This is a genomic window from Pseudonocardia petroleophila (assembly GCF_014235185.1).
Lineage (GTDB): Bacteria > Actinomycetota > Actinomycetes > Mycobacteriales > Pseudonocardiaceae > Pseudonocardia > Pseudonocardia petroleophila.
The window spans coordinates 4,134,510-4,149,444 of the sequence record NZ_CP060131.1; the positions used below are offsets into that span (position 1 = coordinate 4,134,510).

The following is a 14,935-nucleotide window of genomic DNA, read 5'->3' on the forward strand; positions in this document are numbered from 1 at the left end:
ACGACCGCACCGGGGGACCGGCAACTCCAGAACACGTACATTGACCGCGCGATGGCGACGAGCGAGCACGTGGTGTGGGCCCGGCTCCTGGCGCGCCTCGTCGACGCCGGGCACCTGCTCGTCGCCGACCAGCTCGCCGCGACCCTCGACGCCGAGATCGCCGAGCTGGGCCTCACCGCCGACCTGCTGGTCGTCGACGCGTCCCAGCTCGTCCTGACGTCCCTGCGCACCGTGGGCAACGAGCAGATCGACCTGGTGAACTCCCTCGGCGGGCGCGCCTACCAGCTCGGCGAGATCCTGGCCGGGACCGCCGACGACGGCACGCCCGTGCTGTGGGTGCCGGTGCTCGACGGCACCGACCGGATCGGCGTGATGCGGGTCGGGCTGGGGGACCCTGCCGGCTGCGGGCACGTCGACGACGCCGAGCTGCGGGGCAGGCTGTGGATCGTCGCCAGCCTGATGGGTCACATCGTGGCGACGAAGACCGTCTACAGCGACCGGCTGCGGCGCTGGCGCAGCAACGGCCCGATCTCCGCGCCGTCGGAGCTGCTCTGGCAGCTGCTCCCGCCGCGCACGTTCGCGACCGACCGCCTCGTCGTCTCGGCCGTGCTGGAGCCCCACGACCGGGTCGCGGGGGACGCGTTCGACTACAACGTCGACGGCGAGCTGGTCGACCTGGCCGTGTTCGACGCCGTCGGGCACGACCTGCAGGCCAGCATCACCACGGCCCTGGCCATCACCGCCGTCCGCAACGCGCGCCGCGCCGGGGTGGAGGACCTGGTCGCGATCGCCGCGCACGCCGACGGCCTCATCGGCGGCCGGCCCGGCCCGCCGCAGTTCGCGACGGCGATCCTGGCCCGGCTCGACGTCGGCACCGGGCAGCTGACGATCCTCAACGCCGGGCACCCGCCGCCGCTGCTCGTCCGCGGCGGCCGGGTCGTCAAGGAGCTCGGGCCGCCGCCGCGGACCCCGCTGGGGGTGCGGACCCCGGCCGGGACCGACCAGCCGGTGACGACCGAGCAGCTCGAACCGGGCGACCGGCTGCTGTTCTACAGCGACGGCGTCGTCGAGGCCCGTGACCGGCACGGCGCGTTCTTCGGCGAGGAGCGCCTCGTCGAGATGACCGAGCACGCGGCGGCGTCCGGCCTGTCGGCCCCGGAGACGCTGCGCCGCCTGGCCGCCGCGGTGCTGGAGCACCAGGGCGGGCTGCTGCAGGACGACGCCACCCTGCTGCTCGCGGAGTGGTCGGCCGACGCCTACCGGCGCATGTACCCCGGCGACGTCCTGCGCTGAGGCCCGGGCCCGCCCGACGCGCGGAGCCTGCGGCGCAGCGCGTCGAGGTCGGTGCGGGCGCCGGTGGTCCGGGTGAGGAAGTCGACGAGCACCCGGGCGAAGCGCTGCGGGTCGTCGAGGTGGGGGAAGTGCCCCGCGCCCTCGAAGATCTCGAGCCGGCTGCGCGGGAGGGCCCGGTGCGCGTCGACGGTGTGGGCCACCGGGATCACCGGGTCGCGCGACCCGGCGACGAGCAGCACCGGCGTGTCGGAGAGCAGGTCCAACCGCTCGGTGCCGGTCAGGCGCTGACCCGTCCAGGTCAGCGCGCCGCGCGCGGTCTGCAGGAAGGCGCTGCGCGCCCCGTCGTCGGCGAAGGACTCGAAGGCGCTGAACACCCCGTCCAGATCGGCCCCGGCCAGGCCCGGCACCGCGCGCGGTGCGCCGCACCAGCTCCACCACCCAGCGCGGGGTGGTCGCGGTCAGGACCGAGAGCGCGGCCGGGGCACCGGGCAGGGTGGCGGCGCGCAGGGCGATGCTGACGTTCGGGCCGAGCCCGCCGCTGGCGACGAGCGCGACGCGCTCCGTCAGCTCGGGGAACTGGTAGGCGAACTGCATCGCGACACCACCGCCGAACGAGTGCCCGACGAGCGTGGCGCGCTCCGCCCCGATCGCGACCACCAGGTCCCGCAGACCCGCGGCGTAGGAGCCGAGGGAGTAGTCGCCGGTGCGGGGCTTGGCGGAGCGGCCGTGGCCGAGCAGGTCGGGCGCGACGACGTGGGCCCGGCGCCCGAGCGTCGGCAGGGCCCGGTCCCAGGTGGCGGAGCTGCTGGCGAGGCCGTGGAGCAGGACCACGACGGGCCCGCCGCTGTCGGCGCCGGCCTCGCGGTAGGCGACGTCCTGCCCGTGCAGGCGGATCGTCCGCTCGTGCACCGCCGCGGACCGGGCCGCGCGACGGGTGCGGGCGTGCGTGCTCGGCGTGATGACTGCCACGGGTCCTCCGACGTGGTCCGCCGAGCACGGGAGGTGCTGCGTGGCCACGGATCGTCGAAGGTGCGACCGGGGTCCCGGGCCGACGGCGACCACGCTGGTCGCCCCGGACGGATACCCCGGGCGGCGGTGCCGCACACGATGACGCCACTCACGCGGCCGGCCCGTGTGGCGCACGTCATGGACGATCGGGGCGCGGATGCGGTCCCGGTCGTCTGGGCGGCCGCGGGACGGGTACGCGGTCGGGGTGGTGCCGACCCGCACCGCGGTCCCCGACCGGGGGCCGCACCTCCGCACCCGCCGCCGCTCCGCCGACGGCCGGGAAGGACCCGCATGGCCGTCTCCGTGATCGACGATCCGCCCACCACGACCGGCACCGCCCGGTGCGTCGCCGACGGGGGGACCGCGCGATGAGCCTGTGGAGCAGGATCACCGGTTCCGGCAGGACCGACCCCGACGGTCGGGGCTCCGGCGAGGACGTGGCCGAGGACCCGGCACTGGCGTCGAACCGCGACACCGGCGGGGAGCACACCGACCTGACCGGGGACCGTGGATCGGTCACCGGGACCGGCCGCACCGAGGAGTTCGTCGGGCGGATCGCGGGGGACGACCTCGGCTACGCCGGGGAGACCGGTGCCGAGCGGCGCGCCGAGGCCGCCGCCGACGACGACGGACACCCCGCCCCGCCGCGATGACCGGGTCGCCCACGCAGCGGAACGCTGCCGTCTGCGGGATCCTCCCGTCATGACGGACGGGCAGACGCTCGCCGGGGCGATCGCCGCGGCCCTGCGCCACGAGCTGACCGATCTGCACCCGGCGCTGGTGGACGGGGTCGCGCGCGTGGCCGCGCGGATCTCGGTGCAGAACCTGCCGCTCGTGCTGGGCAGCATGCCCGAGGACCTGATGCCGCAGACCCGGCCCGATCTCTCCGTCGTGCGGGAGACGGGTGTGCCGGAGACCGGACCGGGCTGAGGTCAGAGCGCCCGCCCGGCCCTGCAGAACCCGGCCCTGCGGAACCCGGCCCTGCGGAACCCGGCCCGCCGCAGCTCGGCCACCCGGAGCACGACCAGGACGGACACGGCCGCGACCGGTGCCCACCGCGGCCGCGGCCGCGCGGTGGCCACGACGGCGCACCCCACGGCGAGCGGCGCCGCGAGGGCGACGGGGTCGCGGCGGCCCTCCCGCACCCGCTGCAGCGCGGCCGTCGCGGCGTGGCCCCCGGTCGCGCGGACCCCGCCCGACCTCATCTCGCTGGGCGCGGGGCCCTGCTCGTCGCGGCACTGGTGGTCCTCGCCGGAGTCCTCGACGGGCTCGACGGTGCGGTCGCGTGCGCGGCGGCCGGGCGCGCCCGCTCGGGGCCGTCGTCGACGCGATGGCCGACCGCGTCGGGGACCTGCTGCTCGCCGGGATCCTGCTGCTGCTCGGCGCCCCCGCGGCGTGGTGCGCGGCCGCGGTCGCCCTCGTCCTGCTGCACGAGTACCTGCGCAGCCGCGCCCAGGCCGCGGGGATGCCGGGCGTCGGCGCGGTGACCGTCGCCGAGCGCCCCACCCGCGTCGTGCTCGTCGCCGTCGCCGCCCTCGGCGCGGGCGCGCTGCCCGCGGGCACTCCGCTGACCGGCTGGGACTGGGCGGCGGTGTGCGCCGCCGGCTGGATCGTCGTCGGGACGGTCGGGTTCGCCCACCTGGTCCGCGCCGTCGTCCGCGACGTGCCCCGCCCCTGACGGCTCGCCGGGCTCGGCAGGTCAGGTGGCCGCGATGAGCGCCTGCTGGACGACCTCGGTGAGCGCCGGGTGGATCCAGTACGGCCGGTCGACGAGCGTGCGGGCGGGGATGCCGAGGGTGACGGCGAGGACCAGGGGCTGGATGAGGGTGGGGGCCTGCGGGCCCATGACGTGCGCGCCGAGCACCGCGCCGGTGTCGGGGTCGGTGAGCACCTTGCAGAACCCGGTGTCATCCTCCATCGCCCAGCCGTAGGCGGTGTCGCCGAACCGCGTGGTCCCGACCCGGTACGGCGTGCCGGCCTCGCGCAGCTCCTGCTCGGTGGCCCCGACCTGGGCGATCTGCGGGTCGGTGAACACCGCGGACGGGACGGTGTCGTGGTCGGCGGACCGCAGGTCGTCGGGGTGGAGCAGGTTGTGCCGCACGACGTCGGCCTCCCGGTTGGCGACGTGCTTGAGCGGGACCGGCGAGCAGACGTCGCCGAGCGCCCACACGCCCTCGGCGGTGGTGCGCTGGTGCTCGTCGACGAGCACGAGTCCCTTCTCGTCGACCTCGACGCCGCCCTCGGCGAGGTCCATGAGGTCGCCGTTGGGGATCCGGCCGACGGCGACGAGGAGGGTGTCGGCCTCGACGGTCGATCCGTCGTCCAGCGTCAGCCGCAGTGCCCCGGGCTCGCCCGACACCCCGGTCAGCTCCCGGCCCAGGTGCAGCTCGTAGCGCTTGCCGGCGAGCGCGGTGAACTCCGCGGCGACGGTCTCGTCCTGCGGGCCGAGCAGGGTCGGGCCCTGCTCGATGACGACGATCTCGGACCCGGCGGCCGCGAAGACGTGCGCGAGCTCGGCGGCGATGTAGCCGCCGCCCAGCACCGCGAGCCGGGCCGGGACCCGGTCCCGGCGCATGATCGTGTCGGAGGTCTCGTAGGGCAGCCCGGACTCGGCGACGGGCGGCGGGACCAGCGGCCTGCTGCCGGTGGCGAGGACGATCCGGTCGGCGGTGACCGTCGTGCCGTCGACGTCGAGGGTCCGCGGGCCGGTGAACCGGGCGTGGCCGGTGTGCACCGTGATCCACGAGGTGTCGCGGCGGCCGTCGCGGCCCTCCCGCGCGAGGGGGTCGACCCGCCCGAGTACGCGGTCGCGGACATCGGTCCAGCGCATCCCGCCCAGGTCGGCGTCGACGCCGAACTCGCCGGAGCGCTCCACGGTGTCGACCACCTCGGCGGTGTAGGCGAGCATCTTCGTCGGGATGCACCCGACGTTGAGGCAGGTGCCGCCGAAGCGCTCCTCGCGCTCGACGATCGCGACGTCGAGGTCGGCGAAGGAGTCGTCGATCACGGTGTTGCCCGAGCCGGTGCCGACGACGACGAGCTGGTGGTGGACGGTCGTCATCGGGGCTCCTCGGGCGACGGCGGACGCCGTGATCGACGTCCGTGCCCGCTACCTACCCGCGGGGGGCCTCCCGCAACCCGTCCCCACGAGTTGCCGCCCCCGTGGCCCGACCCTACGGTGAGGGTCCGAGCGCGAGAGCTGCTCGGCTTTATGCCCCGGACCCGGTGTATCGCGTCGACCGCGACAGCCCGAGGTACCGGGGCTCTCTCGTGGGTGGGTGCGGCGGCCCGACGGGCGCCGCACGACCCGCGTTCCGGGGGTGGGTCCGGCGGCGACCCCTCGACCCACCGGCCGGCTGCGCCACCGGCCGGCTGCGCGCCCCCCGGAACCCGGTGCGTCGGGCCTGTCGATCCCCGGCCCGGCGCGCCGACCCGGCGGGACCGCCCGTCCCCACCGCGACCACCGTCCCGACCGGAGGCCCGATGACCGCGACCCTCGGCCCCGCAGCGGTCCGTCCCGCTCCCGCCCGGACCGCCCCGGCCGACCGGGACGCCCGCGTGCCGCGGGCGGGCGTGACGGACATGGCCCGCTCCCTGGACTTCTACCTCCGCCTGGGGTGCGACGTCGTGCGGGCGGCCGACGGGTGGGTCCTGCTGCGCTGCCACGCCGTCACGTTCGTGCTGGTCCAGGCCGGGCGGCGGGCGCCGTCCGCCGGGCCCGCGGCGGAGGACCCGTGGATCCGCCTCGGTGCCCGGGACGTGCGGGCACTGCGCCGCCGCCTGCTCGGCGAGGGCGTGCCCGTCCCGCCGGCGTGCACCCCGACCGGCCGGATCGTCGTCCGCGACCCCGACGGGCGGCCCGTCGCGGTCGAGCGGCTGCCCTGAGGGCCGGGCCCGCGGGCCCGGCCCGTGCGCTCAGCGGGCGCCCTGCCCCGCGTCGACGCGCAGGACGTGGCCGGTGATCTGGTCGGCGTTGTCGGAGGCGAGGAACAGCACGGCGTCGGTGATGTTCTGCATCTCCGTGCGCCACTTGGGGCCCGGCATGTTGCCGGCGGCGGAGAACATCTCGTAGGCGTCGTCGGCGGTCATGCCGACCTCGCCGGCCAGCCCCAGCACCATCCCGGACCCCTGGCCCTCGCCGGGGCGGATCGTGGCCGGCGCGACGCAGTTGACGTTGATGTCGAACTCCGCGAGCTCGAACGCCCACGCCGAGGTCAGGCCCTGGATGGCGTGCTTGGCGGCGACGTAGTGCGAGAGCTGGGCGTGTCCCGACCCCGTCACGCCGGAGGAGATGTTGACGATCTTGCCGGAGCGCCGCTCGATCATGTTCGGCACCACGTACTTGGCCAGGTGCATGTGGCCCTTGACGATCGTGTCGAACACCGCGTCCAGCACGTGGGTGCGCATGCCCTGGATGGAGTCCAGCGCCGCGACGCCCGCGTTGCAGACGATCACGTCGATGCGGCCGTCGAAGAAGTCCAGCGCCTTCGCGACCGAGGACTCCACCTGGCTCTCGTCCCGGATGTCGCACGGCAGCGGGATGACGCGCCGGTCCAGCTCCTCGATGGCCGCGACGGTGGCGTCCAGCATCGCGGCCGTGGCCAGCGGGTAGATGTCGGCGATGGGTTCGGTGATGTCGAGGGCGGCGATGTCGGCCCCGGCGTCGGCGAAGGCCATGGCGTGGCTGAAGCCCTGCCCCTTCGCCGCCCCGGTGATCAGGACGTTCTTGCCCTCGAGCCCGCGGAGTACGGCGGCCATGTCAGTGCTTCCCCTCGGCGTGTGCGGCGTGTGCGGTGGCGGCGGTGCCGGCCCCGCCGTGGGCGGCCGCCCAGCGGACGGAGTCGACGATCATGTCGTAGCCCGTGCAGCGGCAGAGGTTGCCCTCGATGCCCGTGCGGATGGCGTCGTCGTCGGGGTCGGGCTGCTCCAGCAGCAGCCCGGTGGCCGACAGGACCATCCCCGGCGTGCAGTACCCGCACTGCAGCCCGTGGCAGGCCTGGAAGCCCTGCTGCACCGGCGACATCTCGCCCTGCTCGTCGAGCCCCTCGATGGTGAGCACGTCGCCGCCGTCGGCGGCGACGGTGAGCACGGTGCAGGACTTGACCGTCCGCCCGTCCAGCAGCACGGTGCACGCCCCGCAGTTGGAGGTGTCGCAGCCGACGTGGGTGCCGGTCAGCGCGCGGGTCTCCCGCAGGTAGTGCACGAGGAGCTGGCGGGCCTCGACCTCGTCCTCGCCCGCGGTGCCGTTGACGGTGATCCGGACCTTGTGGTGGGACATGGGACTCAGCTCCCGTTCCGGGTGGCGGCCTGGAGCACGCGCCAGACCTTCTGCGGGGTGCACGGCATGTCGATCGAGCGGACGCCGAGGTGGGCCATCGCGTCGACGACGGCGTTCACGACGGCCTGGGGCGCCGCGGTGGCGCCGGACTCGCCGAGCCCCTTGGCGCCCAGCGGGTTGAAGCTCGTCGGCGTGACGAGGTGGTCGGTCTCGTACCGGGGGAGGTCCTTCGCCGACGGGAGCGTGTAGTCGACGAGCGTGCCCGTGCCGGGCTGCCCGTTCTCCGCGAAGGTGACCTCCTCGATCAGCGCCTGCGCGATGCCCTGCGCGACGCCGCCGTGGATCTGCCCCTTCGCCATCAGCGGGTTGATCACGACCCCGCAGTCGTCGACGGCGACGTAGCGGCGGATGAGGACCTTGCCGGTGTCGCGGTCGATCTCCACGACGCAGCAGTGCGCGCCCGAGGGGTAGGACAGGTTGCTCGGCTCGTGGTGCGCCGTCTCGTCGAGGCCGAGGTCGAAGCCGTCGGGCAGCAGGTGCGGCTTGAACGCGCGCACCGCGACCTCGGCCATGTCGACGCCCTGGTCGGGCGCGCCGCGCACGGAGAACCGCCCGTCGGCGAGCTCGATGTCGGACTCGTCGGCCTCCAGCATGTGCGCCGCGATGCGGATCGCCTTGTCGCGCACCTTGGTGGCCGCCTTGAACACCGCCGAGCCGCCGACGGGGACCCCGCGGCTGCCCATCGTGCCGATGCCCTCCTGCACGGTGGCGGTGTCGCCGTGGACCAGCGTGATCCGCTCGAACGGCACCGACAGCCGGTCGGCGACGATCTGCGCGAACGCGGTCTGGTGGCCCTGCCCGTGCGGGCTGGTGCCGACCTTGATCACCGCGGAGCCGTCGACGTTGAGGCGGACGTTGGCCGACTCCCAGCCGCCGACGTAGCCGAACTGCTCGAACAGCGGCGTCGGGCCGAACCCGCCCATCTCGACGAACGTCGAGAACCCGATGCCCAGCAGGGGAGCGGTGGGGTCCGCGCGGCGCTGCGCCTGCTCCGCGCGCAGGGCCGCGTAGTCGACGTGCTCGAGGAGCTTGTCGAGCGCGCCGGGGAAGTCGGCCTCGTCGTAGACGATGCCCTCGAACTGCGTGGCGTAGGGCATCTCGCCGGGCTGCACGAAGTTGCGGCGCCGGACCTCGAGGGGGTCGATGCCCAGCTCGGCGGCGACGCGGTCGACGACCCGCTCGATCATGTACGACGCCTCGGGGCGCCCGGCGCCGCGGTAGGAGCCGACCGGCGTCGTGTTGGTGACGACCGAGCGGAAGCTCGGCGCGATCGTCGGGATCCGGTAGCAGCCGCCCGACATGAACGAGGTCAGCGTGGGCAGGCCGATGCCGGTGGAGTCGGGCCAGCCGCCGCAGTCCTGGGTGATCCGGACGCGCAGCGCGAGCAGGTGGCCCTCGTCGTCGAAGCCGACCTCGACGTCGTGCTGCTGGGCCCGCCCGTGGACCATCGAGGTCATGTTCTCGCTGCGCGTCTCCACGTACTTGACGGGGCGCCGCAGCCGCCGCGAGAGCTCCGCGGTGAGCAGGAACTCCGGGTAGAACGACGCCTTCGCGCCGAACCCGCCGCCGACGTCGGGCGCGACGAACCGCACCTCCTGCTGGGACAGGCCGAACATCTGCGCGATCTCGTTGCGCATGTGGTGCGGGGTCTGGCTGGTGGCCCAGATCGTCAGGCCGGAGGACTGCCAGTCGGCGAGGCAGACCGTCGGCTCCATCGGCACCGCGGCACAGCGCTGGTTGACCAGCGCGATCGCCAGCCGGTGCGGGGCCGCGGCGAGCTCGGCCTCCGCGTCGGTGGCGGAGAGCTGCTGCTCCAGCACCACGTTCGACGGCAGCCCGTCGATGATCGGCGTCGCGCCCTCGGCCGTGGCCGCGGCGACCGAGGCCATGACCGGCAGCTCCTCGTACTCCACGACGACGGCCTCGGCGGCGTCGGCGGCGAGGTAGCGGTCGGTGGCCACGACGACGGCCACCGGCTCGCCCACGAAGTGGACCTTGTCCTTCGCCAGGCAGGGGCGCTCCATGCCGGGGACGGAGCGCGTGGCGGGCAGTCCGTCGAGGTCGGCGTGCGTCCACACCCCGAGCACGCCGGGGAGCCGCTGCGCCGCGTCGGTGTCGACCGACAGGATCCGCGCGTGGGCGAGGTAGCTGCGCACGAACACCATGTGCACGGTGCCCGGGAGCCGGATGTCGTCGACGAACGTGCCGCGTCCGGTGAGCAGTGCGGGGTCCTCCTTGCGGACCACCGATGCGCCGACCATCGATCCCATGCTGCGGACCTCCTCGTCCTGCGTGCCCCACGTGCGACCCGAGTGCTGCCGGCGGTCCCGCAGGCCGACGTTAGGAACCTAACGTCGGTTCCCGGGCGAGGGCAAGGACCGCCGCCGCCGGTCACCCCGGTGCGAACAGCACCGGGTAGGCCGCGAAGTGGTCGCGCGCCGAGTGCGGGTCGCGCCGCGGCGGGTCGTCGGGGTCGGGGCGGGCCCCGGCCGTGAGCAGGGCGTCGAGCAGGAGCGTGACGGTGCCGAGCACCTGCTCGTGCGCCTGCTCCGGCGTCGGGTCCGCCGGGGCGGGGACGCCGCCGGCGAGCTCGGTGCCGATGCAGGCGTGCATGCCGCCGCCGAAGGCGTGGCCCCAGCGCGGCACGTCGGCCGGGACCTCGCGCAGCGGGTCGTACTCCTCGGGCCGGTCGAAGACCCGCGGGTCGCGGTTCGCGCCCGCGATGTCGAGCACCACGAACGACCCCTCGGGGATCTCGGTGCCCCCGCGCAGCGTGACGGGGGCGAGCGCGCGGCGCTGGGCCACCGGGCTCGCCGGGTGCAGCCGCAGCGTCTCGTACACGCAGCGCTGCAGCAGCGCCGGGTCGCGGCGCGCCCGGTCGGCGGCGTCGGGGTCGCGCGCGGCCCAGGCGAACCAGTCGTCGGCGGCGTGGCTGAACGCGTCGGCGGTGCTGTGCGAGCCCGCCTGCAGGTAGAACGCGCACTCGCGGCGCACCACGTCCTCGTCGACCCCGAGCTCCTCCCCGTGGCGCAGCAGCGCGGTCAGGACGTCGCGGGGCAGGTCGTCCTCGTCGATCCCGCCGGCGGCGAACCGGTCCAGCAGCGCGCGCCGCCGGGTGATCGAGGGCTGCAGGAAGACGCGGTCGAAGTCGTCGAGCGCGGCCTGCACCTCGGCGCGCACGACGGCGGGGTCGCGCGTGGTGTGCACCATCGTGGCGCCCTCGGAGAACTTCTTGGCGAGGCGGTAGAGCTGGTCGGTCTCCGCGTCGCTGCCGGTGGGCCGGTCGATCCCGGCCACCATCGCCGTCAGGCTCATAATCGTGCGGTAGCCGATCTCCAGGAGGTCGGCGCGGCCCGCGGCGCGGAACGGGGCGAGCGTGTCGCGCACGACGTCGCGCAGGAACGCCTTCTCCCAGTACCGGAACGTGCCGCGGCGGAACAGGCGGTTCTCCACGCGGCGCCTGCGGCGGTGCTCCGCGCCGTGCAGGACCAGCAGGCTGTCGGCCATCACGACCCCGCCCGCGTCGTAGAGGGCCTGCTCCAGGTCGTGCTGGCGGTAGGCCTCGCGGACCTCGGCGTACCCGTCGAGCGTGATCGTCTGCATGGCCCGCCTCGCTGCGTCCGGCGCCGGGATTGCGGCGTGCTGTCCCTAGCGACGCTAGCAACGGCGGAGGGTCGTCGTCCAGGTGGCGACCACAGCGTCGTCAGTCCCTTGACGACGCTCCGCGGCTGGGGGAGTCTCGTGACCTCGCTCACCAGGAGGACAGCGTGGTCGATCCCGTCCGGACGCTCACCGCCGACGTCGTCGTGCTCGGCACCGGCCCGGCCGGGATGGCCGCGGTGGCCGAGGCGGCGGCGGAGGGCGCGGAGGTGATCGCGGTCGAGGCGATGGACCACATCGGCGGCAACGCGGTGTGGTCCACCGGCTACCTGGCCTTCGTCGACTCGGCGATGCAGCGCGAGCAGGGCATCACCGACGACGTCGAGACCTTCGTCGCCGACGCCCGGGCGATGGTGGCCGAGGCGCAGGACCGGTTCGGCGTCGAGTGGGACGAGGAGCTGGTGCGCCTGTTCGCCCGGGAGAGCGCCGAGACCCACCGGATCCTGACCGCGCGCGGCGTCCGCTTCTCGCGGTTCATCCCGCGGCCGCGCCAGCACAGCGTCGACCGGATGGCGGCGGTCGAGGACAGCTGGATGCTGGGCCGCGCCTTCCGGCCCGACTTCGACCTGCCCGCCGTCACCACGCTGTACGGGACGGTCGCCGACCGGCTGGTCACCGCCGACGGCGCGGTCACGGGCGTGCTCGCGACGGGCCTCGCCGACGGGCGGCGCTACGCGCTGGCGGCCCGGCGCGGGGTCGTCCTGGCCACCGGGGGCTACCAGTCCAACCCGGAGCTGCGCCGCCGCTACCAGCCCGGGTTCGTCGCCAGGGCGCCGTACCTGGGCATCGACACCTGCCGCGGCGACGGCCACCTCATGGGGCAGGCCGTGGGCGGCGACCTGGTCAACATGACGTTCGTGCCGCCGCTGGTGATCGTCTCCTCGTCGGTGGTGGAGGACGCGATCGCCGTCAACGCGGCGGGGGAGCGGTTCCACGACGAGGCGGGCCCCTACGAGGAGCGCGTCGAGCGGCTGCACGCGCAGCCCGGGCGCCGCGCCTGGTACGTCGTCGACGACGAGGTGGCGCGCGAGAAGACGGGCCTGATCGGGCAGATGCCGGAGCCGCCGGTGCAGGCCGACACGCTCGCCGCGCTCGCCGAGGCGATCGGGGTGCCGGCCGGGGCGCTGGAGCGCACGGTCGAGGGCTGGAACGCCTTCCTCGGCACCGGCGCCGACCGGGACCCGGCGTTCGGCCGCGTCGTCCTGCCGCCGGGCCGCCGCCGCTGCGCCACGGCCCCGTTCACCGCCGTGCCGATGGTGGAGGGGATCAACTTCTGCTGCGGCGGGTTCCGGGTCACCACCGACCTGCAGGTCGTCGACGTGTTCGGCACCCCGATCACCGGGCTGTTCGCCGCGGGCGACTGCGTCGGCGGCCTCAACCCCGTCTCCGACCTCGGCGGCGTCCACATCTGCGGCGGCTTCACCCTCGGCCGCCTCGCCGGGCGCGCCGCGGCGCGCGGCGTCGACGACCGCGGCGACCACGGCAGCGTCCTGCACGCCGGGATGCCGTCGATGCTCGACACGAAGATCGCGCTGGTCCACCTCGACACCCCCCGTTCCTGAGGAGACACCGATGTCCGTCGGAGTGCTGTTCACCCAAGGCCTGGTCACCGGAGACCCGCACGCGGTGCTGGGGGAGATCCTGGAGCAGGCGCAGGCCGCCGACCGGCTCGGCTTCTCCGCCGCGCTGACCACCGAGCACAAGTACTCCGAGGAGTACTTCGGCTCGCCGCTGCACCTCGCGTACGCGATCGCGGCGCGCACGCAGCGGGTGAAGGTCGGCACGGCGATCGCCATCGCGCCGCTCTACAACCCCGTCGAGCTCGCGCAGGACTCCGCGATGCTCGACCAGCTCTCCGGCGGCCGCGCGTGGCTCGGGCTCGGCGTCGGGTACATGCCCGTCGACTACTCGACGGTCGGCGTGGGCTGGGAGGACCGCGCCCAGCGCTTCGACGAGACGGTCCGGATCCTGCGCGCCGCGCACACGCAGGACCGGTTCTCCTTCGCCGACGAGATCTACTCCTTCGACGACGTGTCCGTGATCCCGAAGCCCGTGCGGCCCGAGGGCGTGCCGCTGCACCTGGCCGCGTGGACGCCCGGTGGCCTGCGCCGCGCGGGCCGCCTCGCCGACGGCTGGATCACCAACGCGCTGATGTCGCTGCCGACCATGTCCGCGATGGCCGCCGACTACCGGGCCGCGGCCGAGGCGCACGGCCGCACGCCGCACGTCACGTCGATCCGGTTCTGCTGGCCCTACACCTCGCGCGAGGCGGCGCTGGAGAAGTTCGGCGACACCGCGCTGGCCATGGCGCGCACGCTGTTCGACTACGGCGCGATCACCGACCTGCCGGGCGTCACGTCGTCGGCGGAGATCACGCTGGAGGAGTTCGTGCAGGACCGGTTCGTCTTCGGCACGCCGGACGAGTGCGTCGAGACGATCGGCCGCTTCCGCGACGAGGCCGGCGTCGACGACTTCCTGATGATCTTCCGGTACCCGACCGGCCCGGACCACGCCGCGGTGCTGGAGGCGATGGAGCTGTTCGGCACCGAGGTGCTGCCCGCCCTCGAGGGGTCCGCACGGGAGCGGCCCGCGGTGCCCGCGTGACGGCGCAGCACCACCCGCCGCTGCGCGTCGGGATCGTCGGCGTCGCCTACGCCGAGGGCACGCACCTGCCCGCCTACGCCGCGCTCGCGCAGGAGGGGCTGGTGGAGCTGGTCGCCGTGGCGACCGCGCACCGCGACACCGCCGAGGCGGCGGCGGGGAGGCACGGCATCCCGCGGGCCCACGTCGGGTTCGAGGCGCTGTGCGCCGACCCGGCCGTCGACCTCGTCGACGTCGCCACCCGCCCCAGCCGGCACCGCGCCATGGCGGAGGCGGCGCTGGCCGCGGGCAAGCAGGTGCTGTGCGAGGCGCCGCTCGCGCCGACCGTCGCCGACGGGGAGGCGATGGCGGCCGCGGCGGGGGAGCGCGGCTTCGTCGACATGCAGTCGCGGTTCTGGCCGGGGATCACCGAGCTTCGCCGGCTGGTGGCCGACGGGTTCGTCGGGCGCGTCGACAACGTGGCTGCCACCGCGCTGTACCCGACGTTCACGACGGAGCGGGCGATCGCGTCGTCGGCGTGGTGCGCCGACGCCTCCCACGGGGCGAGCTCGCTGCGGGTGCACGGGCTGCACACGGCCGACCTGCTGCGCTTCGTGTTCGGTGACCTCTCCGACGTGCGGGGGAGCGTCGCCCGCCGCGAGCCGCTGTGGGGCGGCCGGGTGCCGGCCGACAGCGTCGACTCCGCGGCGTGGACGGCGCGCACCCCCGACGGGGCGGTGTGCTCGGTGCACACGTCCTGGGTCGCGCGGTTCGGCGCGGGGTTCCGGCTGGTCGTGCACGGGTCGGACGGGATGCTGCTGGCCGAGGCGGCCGGGCACACCGGGCACTTCCCCGTCCGGCTGTCCGGGGCCCGCACCGGCGACGACGGGCCGCGCGAGCTGGTCGCGGCCACGGGGGCGGCCACCGAGCCGTTCACGCGGCTGGTGCGCGCGCTCGCGACCGGCGAGACCGCCGACGTCCCGACGTTCGCCGACGGGCTCGCCGCCCTGCGGATCGCCGGGGCCGTCGAGGCGACGGACTGACGAGGAGCGAGAG

At 75.0% G+C, this 14,935-nt stretch carries 15 protein-coding genes and 1 pseudogene; 8 read left to right on the forward strand and 8 right to left on the reverse strand.

Annotated elements, in window-relative coordinates:
* Positions 1-51 precede the first annotated feature (51 nt).
* Complete coding sequence (locus H6H00_RS20580) at positions 52-1,293, forward strand: PP2C family protein-serine/threonine phosphatase (protein WP_185717373.1); 1,242 nt, start codon at positions 52-54, stop codon at positions 1,291-1,293.
* On the opposite strand, the gene H6H00_RS20585 is transcribed toward H6H00_RS20580, so the two are convergent.
* Positions 1,257-1,700 carry an alpha/beta fold hydrolase gene (locus H6H00_RS20585; RefSeq protein WP_185717374.1) on the reverse strand — a complete coding sequence of 148 codons (444 nt, stop codon included), beginning with the start codon at positions 1,698-1,700 and terminating at the stop codon, positions 1,257-1,259. The genes H6H00_RS20580 and H6H00_RS20585 overlap by 37 nt on opposite strands.
* A pseudogene (locus H6H00_RS32905) lies at positions 1,606-2,556 on the reverse strand (alpha/beta fold hydrolase); the annotation flags it as partial. The pseudogene H6H00_RS32905 and the gene H6H00_RS20585, both read right to left, overlap by 95 nt.
* Positions 2,557-2,669: 113 nt before the next feature.
* Here H6H00_RS32905 and H6H00_RS20595 point away from each other — a divergent pair.
* Both H6H00_RS20595 and H6H00_RS20600 read left to right on the forward strand, forming a co-directional pair.
* Positions 2,670-2,954 (forward strand): hypothetical protein, encoded by a 285-nt coding sequence (locus H6H00_RS20595; RefSeq protein WP_185717375.1) that lies wholly within the window; start codon positions 2,670-2,672, stop codon positions 2,952-2,954.
* 49 nt (positions 2,955-3,003) lie between these two features.
* Positions 3,004-3,231: a hypothetical protein gene (locus tag H6H00_RS20600; protein ID WP_185717376.1), complete on the forward strand. Its 228-nt coding sequence runs from the start codon at positions 3,004-3,006 to the stop codon at positions 3,229-3,231.
* Positions 3,232-3,233: 2 nt separating this feature from the next.
* On the opposite strand, the gene H6H00_RS20605 is transcribed toward H6H00_RS20600, so the two are convergent.
* A complete protein-coding gene (locus H6H00_RS20605) occupies positions 3,234-3,506 on the reverse strand; it encodes a hypothetical protein (RefSeq protein ID WP_185717377.1) in 273 nt (90 codons plus the stop codon).
* Between the two features lie 80 nt (positions 3,507-3,586).
* Here H6H00_RS20605 and H6H00_RS20610 point away from each other — a divergent pair, with 80 nt between their 5' ends.
* Positions 3,587-3,979, forward strand: coding sequence for a hypothetical protein (locus H6H00_RS20610; protein ID WP_185717378.1), 393 nt, complete (start codon positions 3,587-3,589; stop codon positions 3,977-3,979).
* 21 nt (positions 3,980-4,000) lie between these two features.
* On the opposite strand, the gene H6H00_RS20615 is transcribed toward H6H00_RS20610, so the two are convergent.
* The gene (locus tag H6H00_RS20615; protein ID WP_185717379.1) at positions 4,001-5,362 is read right to left on the reverse strand and encodes a mycothione reductase; all 1,362 of its coding nucleotides are present in this window, start codon (positions 5,360-5,362) and stop codon (positions 4,001-4,003) included.
* 422 nt (positions 5,363-5,784) lie between these two features.
* Here H6H00_RS20615 and H6H00_RS20620 point away from each other — a divergent pair, with 422 nt between their 5' ends.
* Positions 5,785-6,186, forward strand: coding sequence for a VOC family protein (locus H6H00_RS20620; RefSeq protein WP_185717380.1), 402 nt, complete (start codon positions 5,785-5,787; stop codon positions 6,184-6,186).
* A gap of 30 nt (positions 6,187-6,216) precedes the next feature.
* On the opposite strand, the gene H6H00_RS20625 is transcribed toward H6H00_RS20620, so the two are convergent.
* The 4 genes from H6H00_RS20625 to H6H00_RS20640 form a co-directional block, all read right to left on the reverse strand.
* Positions 6,217-7,059 carry an SDR family NAD(P)-dependent oxidoreductase gene (locus tag H6H00_RS20625; protein ID WP_185717381.1) on the reverse strand — a complete coding sequence of 281 codons (843 nt, stop codon included), beginning with the start codon at positions 7,057-7,059 and terminating at the stop codon, positions 6,217-6,219.
* A gap of 1 nt (position 7,060) precedes the next feature.
* Complete coding sequence (locus H6H00_RS20630) at positions 7,061-7,579, reverse strand: (2Fe-2S)-binding protein (protein WP_185717382.1); 519 nt, start codon at positions 7,577-7,579, stop codon at positions 7,061-7,063.
* A 5-nt stretch (positions 7,580-7,584) separates the two neighbouring features.
* Positions 7,585-9,909 carry a xanthine dehydrogenase family protein molybdopterin-binding subunit gene (locus H6H00_RS20635; RefSeq protein WP_185717383.1) on the reverse strand — a complete coding sequence of 775 codons (2,325 nt, stop codon included), beginning with the start codon at positions 9,907-9,909 and terminating at the stop codon, positions 7,585-7,587.
* A 121-nt stretch (positions 9,910-10,030) separates the two neighbouring features.
* Entirely contained in the window at positions 10,031-11,242 is a 1,212-nt protein-coding gene (locus tag H6H00_RS20640) for a cytochrome P450 (RefSeq protein WP_185717384.1), read from the reverse strand.
* 164 nt (positions 11,243-11,406) lie between these two features.
* Between H6H00_RS20640 and H6H00_RS20645 the strand changes: the two genes are divergently transcribed.
* The 3 genes from H6H00_RS20645 to H6H00_RS20655 are packed head-to-tail and all read left to right on the forward strand — an operon-like array spanning position 11,407 to position 14,922.
* Positions 11,407-12,861 (forward strand): FAD-dependent oxidoreductase, encoded by a 1,455-nt coding sequence (locus H6H00_RS20645; protein ID WP_255425279.1) that lies wholly within the window; start codon positions 11,407-11,409, stop codon positions 12,859-12,861.
* A 10-nt stretch (positions 12,862-12,871) separates the two neighbouring features.
* Complete coding sequence (locus H6H00_RS20650) at positions 12,872-13,903, forward strand: LLM class flavin-dependent oxidoreductase (protein WP_185717385.1); 1,032 nt, start codon at positions 12,872-12,874, stop codon at positions 13,901-13,903.
* A complete protein-coding gene (locus H6H00_RS20655; protein WP_185717386.1) occupies positions 13,900-14,922 on the forward strand; it encodes a Gfo/Idh/MocA family protein in 1,023 nt (340 codons plus the stop codon). The genes H6H00_RS20650 and H6H00_RS20655 overlap by 4 nt, the downstream gene beginning before the upstream one ends.
* Positions 14,923-14,935: the final 13 nt, after the last annotated feature.

Bases quoted from the DNA above. Each gene is read 5' to 3' on its own strand.
- H6H00_RS20650 (WP_185717385.1), top strand. From the start codon at position 12,872: ATGTCCGTCGGAGTGCTGTTCACCCAAGGCCTGGTCACCGGAGACCCG.
- H6H00_RS20625 (WP_185717381.1), bottom strand. From the start codon at position 7,059: ATGGCCGCCGTACTCCGCGGGCTCGAGGGCAAGAACGTCCTGATCACC.
- H6H00_RS20615 (WP_185717379.1), bottom strand. From the start codon at position 5,362: ATGACGACCGTCCACCACCAGCTCGTCGTCGTCGGCACCGGCTCGGGC.
- H6H00_RS20640 (WP_185717384.1), bottom strand. From the start codon at position 11,242: ATGCAGACGATCACGCTCGACGGGTACGCCGAGGTCCGCGAGGCCTAC.
- H6H00_RS20595 (WP_185717375.1), top strand. From the start codon at position 2,670: ATGAGCCTGTGGAGCAGGATCACCGGTTCCGGCAGGACCGACCCCGAC.
- H6H00_RS20635 (WP_185717383.1), bottom strand. From the start codon at position 9,909: ATGGGATCGATGGTCGGCGCATCGGTGGTCCGCAAGGAGGACCCCGCA.
- H6H00_RS20605 (WP_185717377.1), bottom strand. From the start codon at position 3,506: ATGAGGTCGGGCGGGGTCCGCGCGACCGGGGGCCACGCCGCGACGGCC.
- H6H00_RS20630 (WP_185717382.1), bottom strand. From the start codon at position 7,579: ATGTCCCACCACAAGGTCCGGATCACCGTCAACGGCACCGCGGGCGAG.
- H6H00_RS20620 (WP_185717380.1), top strand. From the start codon at position 5,785: ATGACCGCGACCCTCGGCCCCGCAGCGGTCCGTCCCGCTCCCGCCCGG.
- H6H00_RS20600 (WP_185717376.1), top strand. From the start codon at position 3,004: ATGACGGACGGGCAGACGCTCGCCGGGGCGATCGCCGCGGCCCTGCGC.
- H6H00_RS20580 (WP_185717373.1), top strand. From the start codon at position 52: ATGGCGACGAGCGAGCACGTGGTGTGGGCCCGGCTCCTGGCGCGCCTC.